This is a genomic window from Nocardioides daejeonensis (assembly GCF_003194585.1).
GTDB classification, from domain to species: Bacteria; Actinomycetota; Actinomycetes; order Propionibacteriales; family Nocardioidaceae; genus Nocardioides; species Nocardioides daejeonensis.
On sequence record NZ_QHKZ01000001.1, the window covers coordinates 264,266 to 285,931 of the forward strand.

Below are 21,666 nucleotides of genomic sequence, written 5' to 3' on the forward strand. Positions count from 1 at the left end.
ATGCGTGTCCTGCTCGCCGGCGGGGGTACCGCCGGCCACACCTCACCCCTGCTTGCCACGGCCGATGCGCTGCGCAGGCTCGCGCCGGAGACCGAGATCACCTGCCTCGGGACGCCCCGCGGCTTGGAGAACCGCGTGGTGCCCGACGCCGGCTACCCGCTCGAGCTGATCCCGCCGGTGCCGCTGCCGCGCAAGCCCAACGCCGACCTCTTCCGGGTGCCGGGGCGACTGCGGGCTGCGGTGAAGGAGACCCTGGCCGTCTTCGACCGGGTCCGCCCGGACGTCGTCGTCGGCTACGGCGGCTACGTCTCCATGCCTGCCTATCTCGCGGCGCGCCGGCGCAAGCTGCCGCTGGTGGTGCACGAGCAGAATGCGCTGCCCGGGCTCGCCAACAAGGCCGGTGCTCGCGTCGCCACTCGCGTCGCGGTCAGCTTCCCCGACACGCCGCTGAAGAAGGCGGAGTACGTCGGCCTGCCGATCCGGCCGATGATCTCCGGCCTCGACCGCGCCGCGTCGCGCGACGAGGCGCGTGCGCACTTCGGTCTCGACCCGGAGCGGCCGACGCTCCTGGTGACCGGCGGGTCCCAGGGCGCGCGGCGGCTCAACCAGTCGGTCTCCGCTGCTGCGCCGGTCTTCGGCCATCACGGCATCCAGGTCGTGCACGTTGTCGGTCCCAACGGCTCCGCGGAGCCGGTCGAGACCGGGGTGCCCTACCGGGTCGTCTCCTTCGTCGACCGGATGGACCTCGCGTACGCCGCCGCCGACCTCGTGCTCTGCCGCTCAGGCGCCTCGAGCGTCACCGAGGCCGCCGCGACCGGACTGCCTGCGATCTTCGTCCCGCTCCCGATCGGCAACGGCGAGCAGGCCCTCAACGCCCGGCCGGTGGTGGAGGCCGGCGGGGCGCTGCTCGTCGACGACGCCGACCTCACCGCGGACCGGGTGGCGGAGCTCGTGCCGAGTCTCGTGCTCGACCCTGAGCGTCTGGCGCGGATGGGCTCGGCGGCCGCCGCGCTGATCCCACGCGACGCCGACGAGAAGCTGGCCCGCATCGTGCTGGAGGCCGCCAGATGAGGATCCCGGTGCCCGAACGGATGCTCCCGGCCGGTGAGCTCGGCCGCGTGCACTTCGTCGGGATCGGCGGGGCCGGGCTCTCCGGCATCGCCCGGATCATGCTGGCTCGTGGCGTCGTGGTGAGCGGGAGTGACGGCGCGGACTCCGCCGCCCTCGCTGCGCTGCGCGAGCTCGGCGCCCGTGTGCACGTGGGCCATGCCGCCGAGCAGGTGCATGACGTCGACACGGTCGTCGTCTCCACGGCGATCCGTGAGGACAATCCGGAGTATCTGGCCGCTGTGGCGCAGGGACTCCGCATCCTGCCCCGCTCGGCCGCGCTTGCTGCGGTGATGGACGGACGACGCACCCTCGCCGTGGCGGGCACGCACGGGAAGACGACGACCACCTCGCTGCTCACGGTCGCGCTCCAGACGGCCGGTGCGGATCCCAGCTATGCGATCGGCGGCGAGCTGGCGGCGACCGGCGTCAACGCCGCCGACGGGTCGGGTGACCTGTTCGTCGCGGAGGCGGACGAGAGCGATGGTGCCTTCCTGCACTATGCGCCGTACGCCGCGGTGGTGACCAACATCGACGCCGACCATCTGGACCAGTGGGGGACCGAGGCCGCCTACCGCGCGGCGTTCGACGAGTTCGTCACGACCCTCGATCCGGCGGGCTTCCTGGTCGCGTGCCGCGACGACCCCGGTGCCGCTGCCCTGGCGGAGACGGCCGCTGCTGCGGGACGTCGGGTGCTCGGCTACGGGATCGATGCGGACGCGGAGCTGCGGGCGGCGGAGATCGTCCACGACGGCACCCGTACCCGGTTCACGGTGCTGCGCGGCGACCAGCGGCTGGGCGAGGTGACGCTGCAGATCCCCGGTCGGCACTACGTGCTGAACGCGCTGGCGGTGCTGTCGGTCGGCCTCGAGCTCGGACACGCGTTCGCCGACCTGGCCCGGGGCCTGGCGGGCTTCACCGGCACCCGACGCCGCATGGAGCGCAAGGGGGAGGCAGGCGGTGTGCGCGTCTACGACACCTACGCCCACCACCCCAGCGAGATCCGTGGTGACCTCCAGGCAGCCCGCGAGGTCGCCGGAGCCGGCCGTGTGCTCGCGGCGTTCCAACCCCATCTGGTCTCGCGGACCCGGATCTTCGCCGAGCAGATGGGTGTCGAGCTCGCGGCGGCCGACGAGGTCGTCGTCGCTGACGTCTACGTGGCGCGCGAGGAGCCGGATCCCGCAGTCACCGGCGCACTCGTCGCCGCGGCGGTGCCGCTGTCTCACGAACGAGTGGAGTTCGCTCCCGGCCTGGCCGACGTCGCCGACGCTCTGGTGCGCCGGGCCCGGCCGGGGGACCTGGTGGTGACTCTCGGGGCCGGCGACATCACCACGGTCGGTCCCCGGGTGCTCGAGCTGCTGGACGAGCGCGAGCGCGATGCCTGACCTGTGGCGGCGCGGCGCGGTGGACGAGGAGACGGTCACCCGGCGCCGGTTCGCCCGTCGTCAGTGGCTGCGCAGGTGGCTGGCCTGGCGGGTCCTGCTGGTCGCCGCGCTGGCGTTCACGCTGCTGGGCGTAGGGATCTGGCTGGTGTGGTTCTCCTCGGTGCTCGGCGTCTCCGGCGTCGAGGTGGAGGGCACCCGCACCCTGACGGCGGAACAGGTCCGTGATGCGGCGATGGTGCCCTCCGGAGAGCCGTTGGCCACGCTCGACGTCGATGCGATCGCCGACCGTGTGGAGCGGCTGCCGGCAGTCAAGGGCGCCGACGTCTCCCGAGCCTGGCCCGACAAGGTGCTGATCCGGATCGAGGAGCGCCGCGTGGTGGCGGTCTTCGGCGTGGGGGAGCGCTACCGGGGCATGGACGAGACGGGCACCGTCTTTCGCAACTTCGCCCGGGTGCCTTCCGGTTTCCCGGTGCTCCGCGCCGCCGGCGAGCTGACCGCCGAGGTGCGCACCGAGGGTGCGGCGGTAGCCGGGGCACTGCCTCGTCAGATCGCCAAGCAGGTGGAGTTCATCGAGCTGCGCACCATCGACCAGATCGACCTCCACCTGCGCGACGGGCGCACCGTGGCCTGGGGGAGTGCGGAGAAGTCCGCCGAGAAGGCGGAGGTGCTGACCGTGCTGCTCAAGCAGAAGGCAACCACGTACGACGTCAGCGTGCCCGGGCGCCCCACCACCCGCTGACCCGTTGTAGCGCCCGCGCGGCCTTCGTCAGAACGCGCGCCGAAATCTGTCGACGCGCGGGCGTGTCTGCGCGGTTCCGTGTCATCGGCTGCCTACTGTTCTTCGCATCGAGAGGTTGACATAACTATAACCCTTCAGTTGAGGGTTAGGGTTCGGGCCGACTGATCGAGACTTCCCCGCCGCGGAGGTCCGGGTGTGATCACCGGGTCGCCGCACCCAGACACAGGCAAGGCCCGCAGTAGGCACAGGCAAGGCCGCAGTAGGCACAGGCAAGGCCCGCAGCTCCTACCGGAGCGGCGGGCGACACCGATCAGGAGAGGCACGCACGACGTGGCAGCAGCACAGAACTACCTGGCCATCATCAAGGTCGTGGGCATCGGTGGGGGTGGCGTCAACGCCGTCAACCGGATGATCGAAGTCGGCCTCAAGGGCGTCGAGTTCATCGCCATCAACACCGACGCGCAGGCCCTGCTCATGAGCGACGCCGATGTGAAGCTCGACATCGGCCGCGAACTGACCCGTGGACTGGGTGCCGGCGCCAACCCCGAAGTGGGCGGCAGGGCAGCCGAGGACCACGCGGACGAGATCGAAGAGGTCATCAAGGGCGCCGACATGGTCTTCGTGACCGCCGGCGAGGGGGGCGGCACCGGCACCGGCGGCGCGCCGGTCGTGGCTCGCATCGCTCGATCGCTCGGCGCGCTGACGATCGGCGTGGTGACCCGCCCGTTCGCCTTCGAGGGACGGCGCCGGGCCAACTCCGCGGAGGAGGGCATCGCGGCGCTGCGCGACGAGGTCGACACCCTCATCGTGATCCCCAACGATCGTTTGCTCTCGATCAGTGACCGCAACGTCTCGGTGCTCGACGCCTTCAAGCAGGCCGACCAGGTGCTGCTGCAGGGTGTCTCCGGCATCACCGACCTGATCACCACCCCGGGCCTGATCAACCTCGACTTCGCGGACGTGAAGTCCGTGATGGCCAACGCCGGCTCCGCCCTGATGGGGATCGGTTCGGCTCGGGGCGAGGACCGCTCGGTCGCCGCCGCTGAGATGGCGGTCTCGAGCCCGCTGCTCGAGGCGAGCATCGACGGCGCGCACGGCGTGCTGCTCTCGATCGCCGGAGGCTCCGACCTCGGTCTCTTCGAGATCAACGAGGCAGCCGCCCTGGTTGCCGACTCTGTCCACCCCGAGGCCAACATCATCTTCGGCGCGACGATCGACGACGCCCTCGGTGACGAGGTGCGGGTCACGGTCATCGCCGCCGGCTTCGACGGCGGCATGCCGAAGCGTCGCGACGAGGGCACGGTGCTGCGCCGGCAGCAGCCTCCGCAGCAGACTCAGGCCGAGACCCGCGAGGCGGCGCAGGCGCTCGCCACCCGGCGCGCCGAGCCCGCCCAGCAGGCGCCCGCTGCTCCGGCGGCGCAGCCGCAGCAGCAGGCAGCCCGCCCGAGCCCGGCGGCCCCCGCCCAGCAGCCGGCGCAGCGCCAGGCGCCCCGGCCGGTCCAGTTCGACGACGACGATCTCGACGTCCCGGACTTCTTGAAGTAACCCCGGTTGTTCACGCACCGCGAACGCATCGGCTCCGTCGACCTGGCCTTCACCGACCGGTTCGGCGGAGTCAGTGCGTCGCCGTACGACGAGCTTGACCTGGCTCTCGTTCCGCCGCCGCGTCGCGATGAGGTCGAGGCCAACTGGCGCCGGGTGCTGGACGACTTCTCCCCGTCGGCGCGCCGTGTCGACATGCGGCAGGTCCACGGTGCGGCTGTGGCACACCTCGACAGCGTGCCGGAGGTCGCTCCGGAGTGTGACGGGCTGGTCACCAGCGTGCCCGGGGCAGTGCTGGTGGTGCGGGTCGCCGACTGTGTCCCCGTGCTCTTGGCCGATCCGGAGGAGGGGGTCGTCGCCGCGGCCCACGCCGGACGAGCCGGGATGGCTGCGGATGTGGTGGGCGCGACGGTGCGCCGGATGCGCGCGGCCGGCGCCCGACGGATCCTGGCTCGGATCGGGCCGCACGTCTGTGGTCGTTGCTACGAGGTCCCCGACGTGCTGCGCGCCGAGGTGGCGGCCCTGGTTCCCGAGGCCGGCGCCACCACTTCCTGGGGTACGCCGTCACTCGACCTCGCTGCCGGCGTGCGAGCCCAGCTCGACCGGGCCGGGGTCGCCGACGTCGTCGAGGTGGGCATCTGCACCGTCGAGTCGCCGGCGCACTACTCCTACCGGCGCGACGCTGCGCAGTCCGGGCGCCAGGTGGGGCTGATCGTGATGCGAGATTCCGAAGGAGTGGAGACGCGATGACGCGGCGCGAGGAGTTGGCGGCGGGGCTGGCGGCGACCCGGGAGCGGATCGCTGCCGCCTGTCGCTCGGTCGGTCGTGACCCGGGGGAGGTCACGCTCACCGTCGTCACCAAGTACTTCCCGGCCAGCGATGTACGCCTGCTGGCCGATCTCGGCGTCACCGACGTCGGGGAGAACCGCCACCAGGAGGCCGAGGCCAAGGCGGCCGAGACGGCGGATCTGGGACTGCGCTGGCACTACATCGGCGGCCTCCAGTCCAACAAGGCGGCAGCGGTGGCGCGCTACGCCGACATGGTCGAGTCGTTGGACCGGCCCAAGCTCGTCGCGGGGCTCTCCCGTGGCGCCCAGGAGCGCGGGATCGTGCTGCCCTGCCTGGTCCAGGTGAGCTTGGATCCACCGGAGCAGCGGGACGGACGGGCCGGCGTACGACCGGAGGAGATCGGCCCGCTGGCCGAGGCGGTGGTGGCGGCCGACGGACTGCGACTGGCGGGGCTGATGGCGGTCGCGCCGCTCGGCGCGGACGCCGATGCCGCCTTCGCCGAGCTGGCCGAGCTCGCCGCGGCCCTTCGCCGTGACCACCCGGAGGCCACGGTGCTGTCCGCGGGGATGAGCGGCGACCTGGAAGAGGCCGTGAAACACGGCGCGACACACGTACGCATTGGCCGTGCGGTCCTCGGGGAGAGGCCGGCGGTCCAGTAATGTCACCTATACCAAACGTGCCCGCTTCGGGCACAGAACTCCGGAGGAAAGACTCATGAGCGGCGCCATGCGCAGGATCGGTGAGTACCTCGGCCTGGTCGAGGAGAGCGACCGTTACCTCGACGAGGAACTCGACGACCACGCCGAGGAGCCGGAACGGGGCGAGCGCCGCCCGGCGCCGGTCGCCGATCTGGCCGAGCGCCGTCGTCCGCAGCCGGTCCCGTCATCAGGAGTTGTCGCCGAATTGTCTCGCATCACCACACTGCACCCGCGCACCTACAACGAGGCCCGCACGGTGGGTGAGAACTACCGCGAGGGCGTGCCGGTCATCATGAACCTGTCGGAGATGGAGGACGCCGACGCGAAGCGACTCGTCGACTTCGCCGCCGGCCTGATCTTCGCGACGCACGGCTCGATCGAGCGCGTCACCGCCAAGGTGTTCCTGCTGTCCCCGCCCAACGTCACCGTTGCGGCCGAGGACAAGCAGCGAATCGCCGAGGGCGGCTTCTTCAACCAGAGCTGACACGTGATCGCTGGACAGATCATCCACATCGTCTTGTGGGTGTTCATCGCTCTGCTCTGGATACGTTTCGTCTTCGACTGGGTGCAGGTCTTCGCCCGCAGTTGGTCGCCGAGCGGCCCGCTGCTGGTGCTGCTGGAGGGGGTCTACTCGGTCACGGATCCGCCCATCAAGGCACTGCGGCGGGTGATCCCGCCGCTCCGCCTGGGCAGCGTGGCACTGGACCTGAGTTTCCTTCTGGTGCTGGTGGGGGCATACCTTCTGATGCAACTCAACGCGGCCCTGCTCCTGTGAGGCCGAGGTGAGCATCGTCGGGTGGGGCTGGTCCCACCGCATCCGGCGTGGTGCCGGGGGTATGACCCCAGGCGCTATTGTTCGGGACGAGAAAACAGACCATGAACTAGTGACGAATTGGGTGAGGTCATGCCGCTGACGCCTGAGGACGTGAGCAACAAGCGCTTTACTCCGGTCCGGCTCCGTGAGGGCTACGACATGGGTGAGGTCGACCAGTTCCTCGACGAGGTGGAAGCCGAACTGGCCCGACTCACCAAGGAGAACGAGGACCTGCGCGCCAAGCTCGCTGCGGCGCAGGCCGGTGCTCCGGCAGCGGCTCCGGCCCCCGTGCCGACGCCTGCCCCGGCCCCTGTGGCCGAGGTGAAGCCCGAGCCCGCCCCGGTGCCGACGCCGACTCCCGCTGCGGCGCCGACCGGCCAGGTGGAGACGATCAAGGTCGAGACCGTTGCCGAGGCGTCCAGCGCCGCGGCTCGGCTCCTCGAGATCGCCACCCGCAACGCGGACGAGCTCGTCGAGGAGGCCAAGAACGAGGCCGACAAGATCGTCGGGCAGGCCCGTACCAAGGCCGAGCGTCTCGAGGCCGAGGCCAAGACGAAGGCCGACCGCCTGGAGATGGACGCGCGGACCCGTGCGCAGCTGCTCGACTCCGAGACGGCCGAGCGTCGTACCCAGATGTTCGGTGCGCTCGAGGTGGAGCGCGACACGCTGAGCGCCGACGTGGAGAAGCTGCGCTCCTTCGAGCGTGAGTACCGGGCCCGGCTCAAGAGCTACTTCACCGAGCAGCTCGCCTCGCTCAACGCCTCCGGCGACACCGGAGCGGAGGTCGCGCAGGCCAGCCCGGCTCCGAAGCGGCTGCGTTCGATCCTGGGCGACGAGGAGGCCTGAGCCAAGGCTCAGCGCAGCAACACCGCACCTACCGGCGGCGGCCGGGTCCGACAGGGACCCGGCCGCCGTCGGCGTTCCCGGCCCGGCGAGGCGCCGATCTGAGCGTGGCGCATTGAGTAACGAGGCGGCACCCACTAGCCTCCCTCCCACTTGACGGCACGCGCGGCCTCGCGCGGGTCAGGCCGAGAGGACGTGGACGATGGCACGCGGTTCGAAGAGGTCGATGGTCGGTACAGCAGCCGCTGCCGTGAAGCGAGCGATCCAGCCGCGCACGCGCGCAGCCGAGGCGCCGAAGGCGGAGGCCCCCGCCAAGAAGGCCCCGGCGAAGAAGGCCAGCGCCAAGAAGGCTGCGGCCACGAGCCCGGCGAAGAAGGCCAGCGCCAAGAAGAGCACTCCGGCCAAGGCTCCCGCGAAGAAGAGCGCACCGGCTGCCGCGGCGAAGACTGCTGCGGCGAAGAAGACGGCTCCCGCGAAGAAGAAGAAGAGCGCCCCGGCGAAGAAGACGGCGCCAGCGAAGAAGGCACCCGTGAAGAAGGCCCCGGCGAAGAAGGCGGGCGCGAAGCGCCCGGCCAAGGCGGTGGCCCCGGCCAAGCTCGCCGTGCGTCCGGAGGAGTCCGAGTGGACTCCCGAGGAGCTGCAGGAGGTCCTCACCGAGCTGCACGAGCACGCCGACCGACTCCGTGCCGAGTTGCGCGAGCACGAGGAGGAGATCACCGTCCTGCTGCGCGACTCCGGGGACGGTGCGGGGCACGACCAGGCCGACGTCGGAGCCTCGAGCTTCGAGCGCGACCACGAGCTGACCGTCTTCAACAATGCCCGCGACATGCTCGCCCAGATCGAGCGGGCCCTCGAGCGGATCCACGACAACACCTACGGCGTCTGCGAGTCCTGCGGCAACCCGATCGGTAAGATGCGGTTGATGGCCTTTCCGCGGGCGACCCTGTGCATGACCTGCAAGCAGCGCGAGGAGAAACGGGCGTACTGAGCCGCGCGGCGTCCCGGGTCGCGCCCGGCGAAGCGGGGAGTCGACACCCCATGTGGAAGACTCGGGGCGAGATGGAAGCAGCGCGAGGAGCGTCCCGGGGTGCCGGAGACCGGAGACCAGGACCCGACGAAACCGACCCCGAGAGCCCCGTCGCCTCTCCGCGCAGCCGCGGGGTCAGTCGGCTGCTCTTCTGGGCAGCTGCCCTGGTCATGGTCGGGATCGACCAATGGTCGAAGCATGCGGCGCTGACCCACCTCACGCCGTACGAGACGCGTCCGCTGCTGGGAGACCTCCTCGGGCTGCGTCTGGTCCGCAATCCGGGTGCGGCCTTCAGCATGGGCACCTCGGCGACGGAGATCCTTGCCGGCTTCGCCTGCCTTGCGGCGATCGTGGTGATCGTGCTCTCCTTCCGGGTCGCCGATCGCTTCTGGGCGATCGGGCTCGGCTTCCTGCTCGCTGGGATCTGCGGCAACCTGATCGACCGGCTCACCCGCGAACCGGGCTTCTTCCGCGGTCACGTCGTCGACATGTTCGCGCTGCCCAACTTCCCGGTCTTCAACGTCGCCGACGTCTGCATCAACATCGCGGCAGGCGTGATCATCATCCAGGCGTTGCGGGGGATCCGTCTGGACGGAAGCCGGGACGAGGCCGACAAGCGGACCGACGATGACTGAGCAGCGCGTGGTCCTCATCCCCGAGGGGCTGGACGGCGAGCGCGTCGACGCCGCCATGGCCCGGATGTTCGGACTGTCCCGCACGAAGTCCGCCGAGCTGATCGCCTCCGGCCACGTCGAGCTCGACGGTCGTGGCGTCGGCAAGAGCGACCGGGTGACCGCGGGATCGACCCTCGACGTGACGATCCCGCACGAGCGGGACCCGCTGGCAGTGGTACCCGAGGCGGTCGAGGGCATCAAGATCATCCACGACGACGACTCCATCGTCGTGATCGACAAGCCCGTCGGCGTCGCGGTCCACCCGAGCATGGGCTGGACCGGCCCCACGGTCGTGGCCCATCTCGCTGCCGCGGGCTTCCGCATCGCCACCAGCGGAGCCCCGGAGCGCCAGGGGATCGTGCAACGGCTCGATGTCGGAACGTCCGGCGTGATGGTGATCTGCAAGTCCGAGCACGCCTACTCCCGCCTCAAGAACGCCTTCCGCCAGCGCACCGTCGACAAGACCTACCACGCGCTGGTGCAGGGGCACCCAGACCCACTCGAGGGCACCGTCGACGCGCCGATCGGACGGCACCCGAAGTCGGACTGGAAGTTCGCGGTGATGGCTGACGGTCGCCACAGCATCACCCACTACGAGACGCTCGAGGCCCACCGCTTCGCGAGCCTGCTGCAGATCCACCTCGAGACCGGCCGCACCCACCAGATCCGGGTGCACATGTCGGCGCTGAAACACCCCTGCGTCGGAGACATGACCTACGGCGCCGACCCGGTGCTGGCGCGGCGCGTCGGCCTGGAGCGCCAGTGGCTGCATGCGGTGAAGCTGGGCTTCGAGCACCCCGACACCGGCGACTACGTCACCTACGTCTCCACGTACCCCGCCGACCTGCAACACGCGCTGGACGTCATCCGCGAGGCACACTGAGCGGCGTGGAGGAGCTCCTGCTGCGTCCGGGGACGGCGAGCGACCTCGGGCAGGTCGCCGAGGTGTTGGTCGCCTCACGCCGCGCGGCATACCCGGCGATGCCTCCGTTCGTGCACCCTGAGGCGGAGGTGCGTGCTGGGGTGGCCGGCTGGGATCTCAGCGCCGTCGGGCTCTGGGTGGCTGAGCGTGACGGGGCGGTCGTCGGCTTCGCGGCGCTGACCTCGACCTGGCTCGACCACCTGTACGTCGATCCGCGGCACGCCGGCCAGGGCATCGGCTCCGCGCTCCTCGGCCTGGCGCAGTCGCTGCGGCCGGCAGGGATCGGCCTCTGGGTCTTCGTGAGCAACCTCGGAGCGCGACGCTTCTACGAGCGTCACGGCTTCACAGAGGTGCGGCGCACCGACGGCACCGAGAACGAGGAGGGGGCGCCCGACATCGAGCTGCAGTGGCGAGGGAGGATGGGGACGTGAACCCCTGGGGCGCCGTACGGGAGCAGTACCTGGGTTTCGCCGAGCATGCGCGGGACTCGCCGTGCTTCGTCGACTGGAGCACTCGCGTCGCCGCCGACGAGGAGGTGCTCGACTGGCTGGCTGGACTGCCCCCGGTCAAGCAGCAACCCAACTTGGTCTTCGCCGCCGCCCGCTGGCACGGCGCTCCTGCGCCAGGCGCCTACGAGGGCTTCCGGGAGGTCCTGCTGGGCCGCGCCGCGACCGTCCGCGAGACGATCCTCAGCCGGGCCACGCAGACCAACGAGGCCGGTCGGATGGCCACCCTGACTCCGGTGCTGGGGTTGATCGGCGGGGAGATCGCGTTGGTCGAGGTCGGTGCCAGCGGGGGCCTCTGCCTCTACCCGGACCGTTGGGACTACGACTGGTCGCCGTACGGGGAGCTCCGCAGTGGAGGACCGACGTTGCGATCGGTGCCGGACGGCGCCTTCCCGGTGCCGCAGCGGCATCCCTCCGTCCGCTGGCGTGCGGGGTGCGACCTGAACCCGCTCGACGTGACGGACGCCGACGCGGCAGCCTGGCTCGCGAATCTCGTCTGGCCCGAGCAGGACGACCGTCGCCGACAGCTCCAGGTGGCGATCGAGGTAGCGCGCGCGGAGCCTCCGGAGCTCCGCCGCGGCGACCTCTTCGAACTGCTGCCCGGGCTGCTTGCCGACGCGGCGCGGCGTGGTACGCCCGTGGTGCAGCACAGCGCGGTGATCGCCTACCTGCCACCCGCTCGCCGGGCCGAGTTCGCGGAGCTGATGCGAGGGCTGGTCGCCGACGGTGCCTGCCGCTGGATCAGCAACGAGGCCGCCACGGTGCTTCCGGAGGTGGCGGCCACGGCTCCGGAGCCTCGCCCCGGGCGCTTCGTGCTCGGTCTCGACGGCCAGGCGGTCGCGTGGACGCACGGCCACGGACGCTCATTCGGCTGGATCGACGGTCGATGAGTGGAGCCGGCCGATTGTGTCGGTGTGCTCTGTCAGGATGATCCCCAGCACGACGTAGGCTGTTTTTCTCCCTCTCGACCCGCAGGAGTTGCTCGTATCCATGGCTGCCGGTTCCGGTGATTCCTTCGCCCACCTGCACGTTCACACCGAATACTCGATGCTGGACGGCGCCTCGTTGCTCGACGGGCTCTTCACCCGGGTGCGCGACCTCGGCATGACGTCGATCGCGATGACCGACCACGGCAACCTGCACGGTGCCTACGACTTCTGGTCGAAGGCCAAGAAGTACGACGTCAAGCCGATCATCGGCATCGAGGCCTACATCACCCCGGGCACCCAGCGCGGCGAGCGCCGCCGGGTGCGCTGGGGCAAGGGCGATCTCGCCGAGGAGGGCGGCAACGACGTCGCCGGCGGCGGTGCCTACACCCACATGACGATGTGGGCGGAGACCACCGAGGGCATGCACAACCTCTTCCGGCTCTCCTCGCGCTCCAGTCTCGAGGGCTACTTCTACAAGCCACGGATGGACAAGGAGATCCTGGCTGAGCACAGCAAGGGCCTGATGGTCAGCACGGGCTGCCCGAGCGGTGCCATCCAGACCCGGCTCCGCCTGGGGCAGTACGACGAGGCCGTGCGCGAGGCGGCGGAGCTGCAGGAGATCTTCGGCAAGGAGAACGTCTTCCTCGAGCTGATGGACCACGGCATCTCCATCGAGAAGCGGGTCCGCGACGACCTGCTCCGACTGGGCAAGCAGATGGGCCTGCAGCCCATCGCCACCAACGACTCCCACTACAACAACCCGGAGGACGCCGACGCCCACGACGCCCTGATCTGCGTCGCCTCCGGCAAGCGGCTCTCCGACCCGAACCGACTGAAGTTCGACGGTGGCGGCTACTACATCAAGTCGGCCGCGGAGATGCGGGCGCTGTGGGCCGACGAGTTCGGGATGCCCGAGGCGTGTGACAACACCCTGTTGATCGCCGAGCGCGCCAACGTCGAGTTCACCGAGTCGACCGGCGGCTACATGGCGCGTGCGGAGGTGCCGGCGGGGGAGACCGAGGAGTCGTGGTTCCGCAAGGAGGTCTGGCGGGGCATCGAGGCTCGCTACCCGGGGGAGCGACTCACCGAGGAGGTCCGCGACCGGGTCGAGATGGAGCTCGGCATCATCTCGCAGAAGGGCTACTGCGGCTACTACCTGGTGGTTGCCGACTTCATCCAGTGGTCCAAGCGCAACGGCATCCGGGTCGGCCCGGGCCGCGGTTCCGGCGCGGGCTCGATCGCGGCGTACGCCCTCAGCATCACCGACCTGTGCCCGCTTGAGCACGGCCTGTTCTTCGAGCGGTTCCTCAATCCCGAGCGCCCGTCGATGCCCGACTTCGACATCGACTTCGACGACGCCCGTCGCGGCGAGGTGATCCAGTACGTCAGCGACAAGTACGGCGCCGAGCGGGTCGCGCAGATCGCCACGTTCGGCCGGCTCAAGGCCAAGGCGGCGATCAAGGACGCCGCTCGTGTGCTCGACCACGGCTTCGCCATCTCCGACCGCATCACCAAGGCACTTCCTGCCGACGTGATGGGCAAGGGCGTGGCGCTCAAGGACCTCTTCAACGAGGAGCACAAGCGCTACGGCGAAGGTGGCGAGTTCCGCGCCCTCTACGACCAGGACCCCGAGGTCCGCAAGATCTACCAGACCGCGGTCGGCCTCGAAGGCCAGATCCGCAACTGGGGAGTCCACGCCGCCGGCGTGATCATGTCGAGCGAGCCGCTGATCGACATCGTGCCGATCATGGCCCGTCCTCAGGACGGCGCTGTCATCACCCAGTTCGACTACCCGATGTGTGAGTCGCTGGGTCTGGTCAAGATGGACTTCCTCGGTCTCTCCAACCTGCGCATCCTCGAAGACGCGTTGGGCAACATCTTGGCCAACCGCGGTGAGCAGGTCGTGCTCGAGGAGCTGCCGTTCGACGACAAGGCCACCTACGAGCTGATGGGCCGGGGCGACACCCTGGGGGTCTTCCAGCTCGATGGCGGCGGCATGAGGGCGCTGCTCCGCTCGATGCTGCCCGACAAGTTCGCCGACATCACCGCGGTCAGCGCGCTCTACCGACCGGGGCCGATGGGTGCCGACTCCCACAACAAGTACGCGCACCGCAAGAACGGGCGGCAGCCGATCGAGCCGATCCACCCGGCCCTCGCCGAGGCGTTGGAGCCGGTGCTGGGGGAGACCTACGGCCTGATCGTCTACCAGGAGCAGGTGATGGCGATCGCCCAGGTGCTCGCCGGCTTCTCCCTGGGCGCCGCAGACAACATGCGTCGCGCGATGGGCAAGAAGAAGAAGGAGGAGCTCGACAAGCAGTACGCCGGCTTCGAGGCCGGCATGCTCGAGCGCGGGTATCCCCAAGACGCGGTCAAGACGCTCTGGGAGATCCTCGTCCCCTTCGCCGACTACGCGTTCAACAAGTCGCACTCGGCGGCCTACGGCGTCATCACCTACTGGACGGCGTACCTCAAGGCCAACTACCCGACCGAATACATGGCCGCGCTCCTGACGTCCGTCAAGGACGACAAGGACAAGATGGCGATCTACCTCAACGAGTGCCGGCGGATGAAGATCCACGTGCTGCCGCCCGACGTCAACGAGTCGGCCCACAACTTCACGGCCGTCGGCACCGACATCCGCTTCGGTCTCACCGCCGTACGCAACGTCGGCCACAACGTGGTCGACGGCATCATCCAAGGGCGCCAGGAGGGGCGCTACACCGACTTCAACGACTTCATGAGCAAGGTGCCGTTGATCGTCTGCAACAAGCGGGTCATCGACTCGCTGGCCAAAGCCGGCGCCTTCGACGACATGAAGCACAAGCGCCGCTCCATCGTGGCGGTCCACGAGCGTGCCGTCGATCTCTATGTCGAGGCGAAGAAGAACGACGGTGGCGGTCAGGACTCCTTGATCGACATGCTGGGAGCCGAGGAGGCAGGCAGTGCGTCGACCTACGTCGAGATCAACGAAGAGATCGACGAGTGGGACAAGATGACGCTGCTGAGCAGCGAGCGGGAGATGCTCGGCCTCTACGTCTCCGACCACCCGCTGCTCGGCTTGGAGCACGTGCTCTCCCAGGGCACGGACTGCACGATCGGGCAGCTGCTGCTCGACGAAGACCGGCCGCACGGCACGATGCTGACCGTCAGCGGCCTGATCACGCAGGTGCAGCGCAAGATCACCAAGCGCGGTGATGCCTGGGCGACGGTCACCCTGGAGGATCTCGACGGGGCGATCGAGGTGCTCTTCTTCCCCAGCTCCTACCAGCTTGCGGGGCCGCACCTGGCCGAGGACTCGATCATCAGGGTCAAGGGCACGCTCTCCCGCGACAAGGACCAGCCGGAGCTGCGTGGGCAGGAGGTCAGCCTCCCGGATCTCAACGACGGCCCGTCCGGACCGGTGGTGATCAGCATGCCGTCGACCCGGTGCACCCCACCGATCGTCGAGCAGCTCAAGGACGTGTTGTCCACCCATCCCGGAATGTCGGAGGTGCAGTTGAAGCTGATGACCCGCAACGCCACGACCGTCCTTCGGCTCGATGACCGGCTTCGGGTGACACCGACGCCTGCTCTCTTCGCCGACCTCAAGCAGCTCCTGGGGCCCGGGTGCCTGGGGCAGTGACCCGCCCGGCGGTGCTTCGCCAGGTGGCGATCACCCTCGGTGCGTTCCTGCTCGTCGGGGTGGCTGCCGCGTTCCTCTGGTACTGGTGGTGGTCGCCGGCGCCGGCGACCAACGCCTACCTGCTCGACGGCGGCAAGCCGTTCTTCGAGCCCGACCAGCAGTTCCGCTCCACCGGCCTCTACCTGGCGGTCGCCGTGCCGGTCGGCCTCGTCCTCGGCGCGGTCTTCATGTGGGTGTACGACCACGATGAGCTCGTCACGCTGGGGCTGGTCGTGGTGGGAGCGCTCGCTGCCGGGCTGCTGATGGTCGCGGTCGGCTCCTGGCTCGGCCCGGACGCGCCGCAGTCGATCGACGTCAACGCGGACTACAGCGACGGGTTCCCGACCGTTGAGGCTGCGCTGACCGCGTCGCGGGTGGCCTGGTTCCTGGGCTTCCCCGGCGGCGCACTGGTGGGCAGCGTGCTGGTGCTGGTGGGCTTTCCCGGCGACGGCGCGGTGCCCCGCCGCGATCCCGCTGCGGTCGACGTGCCTCCGGCGGGACAGGGCGAGGTCGCCCACAGCCCCTCCTGAGACACGGCTACCTCCCGATGGCCGCGTAGGTTCCGTCGGTGAGCATCAGCAGGTCGTCGGGGCGCAGGCCGATGTCCAGACCGCGCCGTCCGCCCGAGACATAGATCGTCTCGTGCAGGATCGCGGTCTCATCCAGCACGGTCGGGTGGCTACGCACCTGGGCGATCGGTGAGATTCCGCCGACCACGTAGCCGGTGGCCCGCTGCGCCGCAGCAGGGTCGGCCATCGCGGCCTTGGAGCCGCCGACGGCGCGGGCAAGTGCCTTGAGGTCGAGCTGGCCGGTCACCGGCACGATCCCCACGACGAGGCGGCCGTCGACGTCGGCGAGCAAGGTCTTGAAGACCGCTTCGGGCTCCACGCCCAGCGCCTCGGCGGCTTCCAGCCCGTAGTTCGTCACGCGCGGATCGTGGGTGTAGGCGTGCAACGTGTGGGGGATGCCGGCCTGGGTCAGCGCGATCACGGCCGGTGTGCCTGCGGGGGCCTTGCGAGCCATCAGTTCGGGCTCCAGGCGGTCCGGCCGATCTGCGTGGCAGGCAGCGACGGGAGGGTGGTCATGGCCTGGATCTCGCGGCGCATGAGGTCGATCGCGAGGGCGAGGCGCAGCGCGACATCCGGTTCCTCGAGCAGCGCCTGGCGCTCGGGGAGCGTCAACATGGTCGCGGCGGAGATGCTCCAGGCCAGCATGGCCGGATCGCGGGGGAGAGCGCCGACGAGCACTTCCTCGCCGTTCACGGCCGAGAGCGCCTGCCGGTACTCCTCGAAGGTCGCCAATGCCCGCGGGGCGAGCTGCGCGGCCTGCTCGGGCACCGGGTCCTCCAGCAGCTCGACGTCGCCCTCGGGGAAGGGGCCGGTGTGGTCGAGGCGGTCGAGCCTGAGCCGACTGCGGCCGACTGCCTCGACGTCGTAGCTGCCGTCGGCGTTGCGCTCGACGTCGGTGAGCTGCAGCAGGCAGCCGATCCGGAACCAGGCCTGGGCCGGCGCACCGACCTCGTGGCCGTCACGGATGGCGACCGTGCCGAAGAGCCGCTGCGCGGGGTCGGTCTCCTGTCGGAGGTGGGCAAGCATGGCGACGTACCTCTCCTCGAAGATTCGCAGGGGGAGCACCTGACCGGGCATCACCACCGCGTTGAGGGGGAAGATCGGGATCGTCACGCTCACGACGGGCAGCCTACTGTCCGGCTCGATCCGTCCCTACGAGGTCTCTGGTACATCTGACCCAGTCAGTCCATGATGGTCCCCATGCCGCGTCTGTTTCCTCGCATCCTCCCGGTAGCCGCTGGAGTCTGGCTGCTCATCGACCTCCAGAGAGTCTGGGCACCCTCGCTGATCACGATCTTCGGGCAGGCGGCCAGCACACCCGCCGAGCTGATGGGCCTCTTCGCGGTGGTGGTCGTGGCCAGCCCGGCGGTGCTGCTGCTGGTGCTCCGCCGGGTCGGTCCGGAGCGGCGCGCCCGGACTGCCGCTGGCCTGCTCGTCGTCGCCCTGCTGGCGCGGATCGCGCTGCAGTGGGTCGGTGGTGGCGATCCCCAGCTCTGGATCGCCACCGTCGGTCTGGTCGCCGCGCTGGCATGGCTCTACGTCGCTCCGTTCGGCTCGCGCGTCCTGGCGGCCGGGGTGATGACCGGGCTGGCCGTGGCGACGCTCACGCACGCCGCACTCGGCTCCTGGGGAGCCGTATGGCGAGCCGACGCCTGGGCATGGGGACTGCTTGCCGTGCAGACCGCCGCGGTGCTGCTGAGCCTGCGTGGTGAGCGCTGGGTGGGGGCGAGTCCGCCCCGGTTCGCACTCGCCCTCCTCCCCGCGCTGCTGTTGGCCGGCGTGGCGCTGGCGAACGTCGGCCGGGCGTCGGCGGCTGCCGGCGGATGGGGCGCGGCCCTGGTGGCGGGAGCGACCGTCGCGGCCGCGGGCGTGGCGCTGCTCGTTCCGCGCCTGTCGCCGTCGGTCGCGGTCATCGCCGCGGTCGTCCTCGCCGCCGCGACCGCCCTCGTCCTGGCAGGGGAGCCCACCGGGCTGGCTGCCGCCGCCGGCATCGTCGCCCTGGCCGGGCTGTTGGTGATGCTTGCCGGAGCGGTCGAGCCGTTGCGAAGCGGTCCGGAGGTGCCGCCCGCGGGCTTCGGCTGGGCGATGTGGACGGGCGGGATCACCTGGGTGCTGCTCTTCTTCGCCTACTACGCCGGCTACGACCTCGGCTACCGCGCGGACTGGGTGCTGACCGTGCTGGCCGCAGCGCTCGGTCTGGCGGGAGTCCTCGCCGCGCGCCGGGACGCGGCCGACCCGGCACGGGTTGCTGGCGGCGTCGACCGGCACCGTGCCGCGGTGCCCGGGATCGTCGCTGCCGCGCTCGTCGCGGCAGGGGTGGCTTGGGTCGGCCCCCAGGTGACCATCCGGCCGCTCGACTCGATCCCAACCGGACGGGAGCCCGGGCTGAGCGTGCTGGCCTGGAACCTGCGCATGGGCTACGGCATGGACGGTCAGTTCCAGGTCCGTGAGGTCGCCGAGCTGATCGCCGGCCAAGCGCCCGACGTGGTGCTGCTGAGCGAGATCGACCGCGGCTGGCTGCTCAACGGAGGCCAGGACCAGCTCCGGATCCTGGCCCGGCTGCTCGACATGGAGGCGCACTTCGGCCCGGCCGCCGACCCGGTCTGGGGCGACGCGATCCTGACCCGCCTCCCGATCAGCAACGTCGAGTCCCATCCACTTCGGGACTTCGGCGCCCCGACCGGCGCGCAGGTGCTGACTGCCACGGTGACGAAGGCGGGCGATCGCTACGAGGTCGTCTCAACCCACCTGCAGCCGGCCGCGTCCGGCCTCGGGGGTGGATCCCTCCTCCAGGCCCGTCAGATCGCCGACATCGTCGCGGGCCGACTGGCCAAGGGCCGGCCGCTGGTCCTCGGCGGCGACCTCAACATCCCACCGGACAGCGAGAGTTTCCGTGCCCTGTTGGCGGTGGGGTTGGTCGACGCACTGGCGGAGCGGCGGCCGCTCTTCACCTCGCCAGCGGACCGCCCGGTCGAGCAGATCGATCACCTGCTGGTCACTCCCGACGTGGTGGTCTCCGGCGCTCGGACGGTGCGTACGGAGCTCTCCGACCACCTGCCGGTCTCGGTAAGAATCGCCCGGTGAGCGGTGAGCGGGTGCCCCGTGACTGCGGGTGCCCGTGTTCGGCGTGACCGGCGTGACGCGCAGCGAGCGCGAGACGTTGGACAACCCGGAGTATCCTTGGCACTCGCAGAGTTTGAGTGCCAGCACGGCGGGACGTGAGGAGGAGCGATGGTCGTCGAGGACCGGCGATTGGCGGTGCTCCGGGCCATCGTGGAGGACTACGTCTCCACCGAGGAGCCGGTGGGGTCGAAGGCGCTGGTCGAGCGCCACCAGCTCGGTGTCTCGCCGGCCACGGTGCGCAACGACATGGCCGTGCTGGAGGACGAGGGGTTCATCACCCAGCCGCACACCAGTGCGGGTCGGGTGCCGACCGACAAGGGCTACCGGCTCTTCGTCGACCGCCTGACGCAGGTCAAGCCGATGTCGGCTGCGGAGCGCCGGGCCATCGCCTCGTTCCTCGACGGAGCCGTCGACGTCGACGACGTGGTCCAGCGCAGCGTCCGCCTTCTCTCCCAGCTCACCCGTCAGGTCGCGGTGGTGCAGTACCCCACGTTGAGCAACAGCACGGTTCGCCATGTGGAGCTCGTCTCGGTCACCCCGACCCGGCTGTTGGCCGTCCTCATCCTGAGCACCGGTCGCGTCGAGCAGCGACTGGTCGAGCTCGAGGGGGAGCTCGCCGACGACGAGCTCTCCGAGCTCCGGGGCAGCCTCAACGGCGCCGTCGCGGGTGAGCAGATCAGCGACGCGGTCACGACGCTCGGCGAGTTCCACGCGACCGTACGGCCCGAGCTCGCCTCCGCTGCCCGCACCGCTGCGGTGGCGGTCCGTGAGGCCATGTCCGACCACCGCTCCGACGCACGTGTCGCGGTCGGCGGCACGGCGAACCTCAGCCGCTTCGGCGAGTTCGACACGACCATCCGCCCGCTGCTCGAAGCGCTGGAGGAGCACGTCGTGCTGCTCAAGCTGCTCGGCGAGACCGGCAGCGACGGGCTGGTCACGGTGCGGATCGGCCATGAGGGCCCGTTCCAGAACCTCGCCACGACCAGCGTGGTGGCGGCCGGCTACGGCCCCGGCGAGCAGTCCATCGCCTCCCTCGGGATCGTCGGTCCGACCCGCATGGACTACCCGGCCACGATGGCCAGCGTGCGTGCGGTAGCGCGCTACGTCTCCCGCATTCTCGACGAGGCCTGACCCGAGTCGGGCCCACGATGTGAACACAGAAGGACAGATGAGCCAGGACCTCTACGAGCTCCTCGGGGTGCCCCGGGACGCCGACGCCGACGCGATCAAGAAGGCCTACCGCCGCCTTGCCCGACAGTTGCACCCGGACGTGAACCCCGACCCGGAGACCCAGGAGAAGTTCAAGGAGGTCAGCCACGCCTACGAGGTGCTGAGCGACCCCGCCAAGCGGGCCAGCTACGACCGCGGTGGCGACGCCTTCGGCGGCATGGGTGGCGGCTTCGGCCAGGGGGCCGGCTTCTCCTTCACCGACATCATGGACGCCTTCTTCGGGGGTGGCGCGGGGCAGGCGCAGGGGCGCGGTCCCCGCTCGCGGGTGCGGCGCGGCCAGGACGCCCTGATCCGGCTGGAGATCGAGCTTGCCGAGGCTGCCTTCGGCGTCACGCGTGAGCTCAAGGTCGACACCGCGGTGGTCTGTGAGACCTGCAAGGGCGATGGCGCCGCTGCCGGCAGCAAGCCGGTCACCTGCGAGACGTGTCACGGCGCCGGTGAGGTCGCTCATGTGCAGCGGTCGTTCCTGGGAGAGATCCGCACCCTGCGACCGTGCGCGGCCTGCCGCGGCTTCGGCAGCGTCATCCCCGACCCCTGCCGGGACTGCTCCGGCGACGGCCGGGTGCGCTCGCGGCGTACGCTCACTGTCAAGATCCCCGCTGGTGTCGACTCCGGCACCCGGGTCCAGCTCTCCGGCCAGGGAGAGGTCGGCCCGGGTGGGGGCCCTGCCGGCGACCTGTTCGTCGAGATCCAGGTGGCGCCGCACCCGACCTTCCGGCGTCGAGGCAACGACCTGCACTGCACGGTCACGGTGCCGATGACTGCGGCCGCGCTCGGCACGCAGCTCACCTTGCCGACCCTGGAGGCCGACCTCGCCGGCGAGGACAGCGAGATCGAGACCGAGTTCGCACTCGACGTGCGAGCCGGCACCCAGTCCGGCACCGAGCAGGTGCTCCGTGGACGAGGCGTGCCCGGGCTGCGGACCACCGGCCGCGGTGACCTCGTCGTCGCCATCGTGGTCGATACACCGACCAAGCTCGACGAGCGCCAGGAGGAGCTGCTGCGCGAGCTGGCGGAGCTGCGTGGTGAGGAGTCGCCGACCGGTGCCGTCGGACCGCAGCACAAGTCCGTCTTCGGCCGCCTCCGCGACGCCTTCAACCCGCACTGA

General features: G+C 70.3%; 22 protein-coding genes. 19 read left to right on the top strand and 3 right to left on the bottom strand.

The genetic code is table 11. The annotated features are described in order from the left end of the window. The 9 genes from murG (at window position 1) to DNK54_RS01305 (ending at window position 7,920) form a co-directional block, all read left to right on the top strand. Complete coding sequence (gene murG / locus DNK54_RS01265) at window positions 1–1,071, top strand: undecaprenyldiphospho-muramoylpentapeptide beta-N-acetylglucosaminyltransferase (RefSeq protein ID WP_110205145.1); 1,071 nt, start codon at window positions 1–3, stop codon at window positions 1,069–1,071. After that, window positions 1,068–2,492, top strand: a complete 1,425-nt coding sequence (murC, locus tag DNK54_RS01270) for a UDP-N-acetylmuramate--L-alanine ligase (RefSeq protein WP_110205146.1) — start codon at window positions 1,068–1,070, stop codon at window positions 2,490–2,492. Before murG ends, murC begins: the two co-directional genes overlap by 4 nt. Next, window positions 2,485–3,231 carry a cell division protein FtsQ/DivIB gene (locus tag DNK54_RS01275; RefSeq protein WP_110205147.1) on the top strand — a complete coding sequence of 249 codons (747 nt, stop codon included), beginning with the start codon at window positions 2,485–2,487 and terminating at the stop codon, window positions 3,229–3,231. Before murC ends, DNK54_RS01275 begins: the two co-directional genes overlap by 8 nt. Before the next feature lie 330 nt (window positions 3,232–3,561). Then, window positions 3,562–4,776: a cell division protein FtsZ gene (gene ftsZ / locus DNK54_RS01280; RefSeq protein ID WP_110205148.1), complete on the top strand. Its 1,215-nt coding sequence runs from the start codon at window positions 3,562–3,564 to the stop codon at window positions 4,774–4,776. Between the two features lie 6 nt (window positions 4,777–4,782). Then, the gene (gene pgeF, locus DNK54_RS01285) at window positions 4,783–5,523 is read left to right on the top strand and encodes a peptidoglycan editing factor PgeF (RefSeq protein ID WP_110205149.1); all 741 of its coding nucleotides are present in this window, start codon (window positions 4,783–4,785) and stop codon (window positions 5,521–5,523) included. After that, window positions 5,520–6,221, top strand: coding sequence for a YggS family pyridoxal phosphate-dependent enzyme (locus tag DNK54_RS01290; RefSeq protein ID WP_110205150.1), 702 nt, complete (start codon window positions 5,520–5,522; stop codon window positions 6,219–6,221). Before pgeF ends, DNK54_RS01290 begins: the two co-directional genes overlap by 4 nt. 55 nt (window positions 6,222–6,276) lie before the next feature. Continuing rightward, window positions 6,277–6,744, top strand: a complete 468-nt coding sequence (locus DNK54_RS01295; RefSeq protein WP_110205151.1) for a cell division protein SepF — start codon at window positions 6,277–6,279, stop codon at window positions 6,742–6,744. A 3-nt stretch (window positions 6,745–6,747) separates the two neighbouring features. Next, entirely contained in the window at window positions 6,748–7,035 is a 288-nt protein-coding gene (locus DNK54_RS01300; protein ID WP_204164377.1) for a YggT family protein, read from the top strand. A gap of 129 nt (window positions 7,036–7,164) precedes the next feature. Further along, the gene (locus DNK54_RS01305; protein WP_110205754.1) at window positions 7,165–7,920 is read left to right on the top strand and encodes a DivIVA domain-containing protein; all 756 of its coding nucleotides are present in this window, start codon (window positions 7,165–7,167) and stop codon (window positions 7,918–7,920) included. Window positions 7,921–8,097: 177 nt separating this feature from the next. On the opposite strand, the gene DNK54_RS21370 is transcribed toward DNK54_RS01305, so the two are convergent. Further along, complete coding sequence (locus DNK54_RS21370) at window positions 8,098–8,493, bottom strand: hypothetical protein (RefSeq protein ID WP_239459848.1); 396 nt, start codon at window positions 8,491–8,493, stop codon at window positions 8,098–8,100. On the opposite strand from DNK54_RS21370, the gene DNK54_RS21375 reads away from it, so the two are divergent. The 7 genes from DNK54_RS21375 to DNK54_RS01340 all read left to right on the top strand — a co-directional run bounded on the left by DNK54_RS21375 (window position 8,447) and on the right by DNK54_RS01340 (window position 16,166). After that, a complete protein-coding gene (locus DNK54_RS21375) occupies window positions 8,447–8,905 on the top strand; it encodes a TraR/DksA family transcriptional regulator (RefSeq protein WP_239459849.1) in 459 nt (152 codons plus the stop codon). The genes DNK54_RS21370 and DNK54_RS21375 overlap by 47 nt on opposite strands. Before the next feature lie 50 nt (window positions 8,906–8,955). After that, the gene (gene lspA / locus DNK54_RS01315; protein ID WP_239459850.1) at window positions 8,956–9,579 is read left to right on the top strand and encodes a signal peptidase II; all 624 of its coding nucleotides are present in this window, start codon (window positions 8,956–8,958) and stop codon (window positions 9,577–9,579) included. Then, window positions 9,572–10,501, top strand: a complete 930-nt coding sequence (locus DNK54_RS01320; RefSeq protein ID WP_110205152.1) for an RluA family pseudouridine synthase — start codon at window positions 9,572–9,574, stop codon at window positions 10,499–10,501. Before lspA ends, DNK54_RS01320 begins: the two co-directional genes overlap by 8 nt. Window positions 10,502–10,506: 5 nt before the next feature. Then, the gene (locus tag DNK54_RS01325) at window positions 10,507–10,971 is read left to right on the top strand and encodes a GNAT family N-acetyltransferase (protein WP_239459851.1); all 465 of its coding nucleotides are present in this window, start codon (window positions 10,507–10,509) and stop codon (window positions 10,969–10,971) included. Beyond that, complete coding sequence (locus tag DNK54_RS01330; RefSeq protein ID WP_110205153.1) at window positions 10,968–11,936, top strand: DUF2332 domain-containing protein; 969 nt, start codon at window positions 10,968–10,970, stop codon at window positions 11,934–11,936. Before DNK54_RS01325 ends, DNK54_RS01330 begins: the two co-directional genes overlap by 4 nt. 100 nt (window positions 11,937–12,036) lie before the next feature. After that, window positions 12,037–15,597: a DNA polymerase III subunit alpha gene (gene dnaE, locus DNK54_RS01335; RefSeq protein ID WP_110205154.1), complete on the top strand. Its 3,561-nt coding sequence runs from the start codon at window positions 12,037–12,039 to the stop codon at window positions 15,595–15,597. Further along, complete coding sequence (locus DNK54_RS01340; protein WP_110205155.1) at window positions 15,594–16,166, top strand: hypothetical protein; 573 nt, start codon at window positions 15,594–15,596, stop codon at window positions 16,164–16,166. The genes dnaE and DNK54_RS01340 overlap by 4 nt, the downstream gene beginning before the upstream one ends. Window positions 16,167–16,173: 7 nt before the next feature. Here DNK54_RS01340 and ybaK read toward each other — a convergent pair whose 3' ends face one another. Then, on the bottom strand, window positions 16,174–16,659 hold the full coding sequence (gene ybaK / locus DNK54_RS01345) for a Cys-tRNA(Pro) deacylase (protein WP_110205156.1): 486 nt from the start codon (window positions 16,657–16,659) through the stop codon (window positions 16,174–16,176). Then, a complete protein-coding gene (locus tag DNK54_RS01350) occupies window positions 16,659–17,324 on the bottom strand; it encodes an LON peptidase substrate-binding domain-containing protein (RefSeq protein WP_110205157.1) in 666 nt (221 codons plus the stop codon). The genes ybaK and DNK54_RS01350 overlap by 1 nt, the downstream gene beginning before the upstream one ends. An 81-nt stretch (window positions 17,325–17,405) precedes the next feature. Between DNK54_RS01350 and DNK54_RS01355 the strand changes: the two genes are divergently transcribed. From DNK54_RS01355 to dnaJ, 3 genes are all read left to right on the top strand, one after another. Next, window positions 17,406–19,289 (top strand): endonuclease/exonuclease/phosphatase family protein, encoded by a 1,884-nt coding sequence (locus tag DNK54_RS01355; protein WP_162602260.1) that lies wholly within the window; start codon window positions 17,406–17,408, stop codon window positions 19,287–19,289. A 147-nt stretch (window positions 19,290–19,436) separates the two neighbouring features. Next, window positions 19,437–20,459 carry a heat-inducible transcriptional repressor HrcA gene (hrcA, locus tag DNK54_RS01360; protein WP_110205159.1) on the top strand — a complete coding sequence of 341 codons (1,023 nt, stop codon included), beginning with the start codon at window positions 19,437–19,439 and terminating at the stop codon, window positions 20,457–20,459. Between the two features lie 37 nt (window positions 20,460–20,496). Further along, on the top strand, window positions 20,497–21,666 hold the full coding sequence (dnaJ, locus tag DNK54_RS01365; RefSeq protein ID WP_110205160.1) for a molecular chaperone DnaJ: 1,170 nt from the start codon (window positions 20,497–20,499) through the stop codon (window positions 21,664–21,666).

Coding starts and splice junctions, on each gene's coding strand:
- murG (WP_110205145.1), top strand. CDS start 1: ATGCGTGTCCTGCTCGCCGGCGGGGGTACCGCCGGCCACACCTCACCC.
- murC (WP_110205146.1), top strand. CDS start 1,068: ATGAGGATCCCGGTGCCCGAACGGATGCTCCCGGCCGGTGAGCTCGGC.
- DNK54_RS01275 (WP_110205147.1), top strand. CDS start 2,485: ATGCCTGACCTGTGGCGGCGCGGCGCGGTGGACGAGGAGACGGTCACC.
- DNK54_RS01290 (WP_110205150.1), top strand. CDS start 5,520: ATGACGCGGCGCGAGGAGTTGGCGGCGGGGCTGGCGGCGACCCGGGAG.
- DNK54_RS01295 (WP_110205151.1), top strand. CDS start 6,277: ATGAGCGGCGCCATGCGCAGGATCGGTGAGTACCTCGGCCTGGTCGAG.
- DNK54_RS01305 (WP_110205754.1), top strand. CDS start 7,165: ATGCCGCTGACGCCTGAGGACGTGAGCAACAAGCGCTTTACTCCGGTC.
- lspA (WP_239459850.1), top strand. CDS start 8,956: ATGTGGAAGACTCGGGGCGAGATGGAAGCAGCGCGAGGAGCGTCCCGG.
- DNK54_RS01320 (WP_110205152.1), top strand. CDS start 9,572: ATGACTGAGCAGCGCGTGGTCCTCATCCCCGAGGGGCTGGACGGCGAG.
- dnaE (WP_110205154.1), top strand. CDS start 12,037: ATGGCTGCCGGTTCCGGTGATTCCTTCGCCCACCTGCACGTTCACACC.
- ybaK (WP_110205156.1), bottom strand. CDS start 16,659: ATGGCTCGCAAGGCCCCCGCAGGCACACCGGCCGTGATCGCGCTGACC.
- DNK54_RS01355 (WP_162602260.1), top strand. CDS start 17,406: ATGCCGCGTCTGTTTCCTCGCATCCTCCCGGTAGCCGCTGGAGTCTGG.
- hrcA (WP_110205159.1), top strand. CDS start 19,437: ATGGTCGTCGAGGACCGGCGATTGGCGGTGCTCCGGGCCATCGTGGAG.
- dnaJ (WP_110205160.1), top strand. CDS start 20,497: ATGAGCCAGGACCTCTACGAGCTCCTCGGGGTGCCCCGGGACGCCGAC.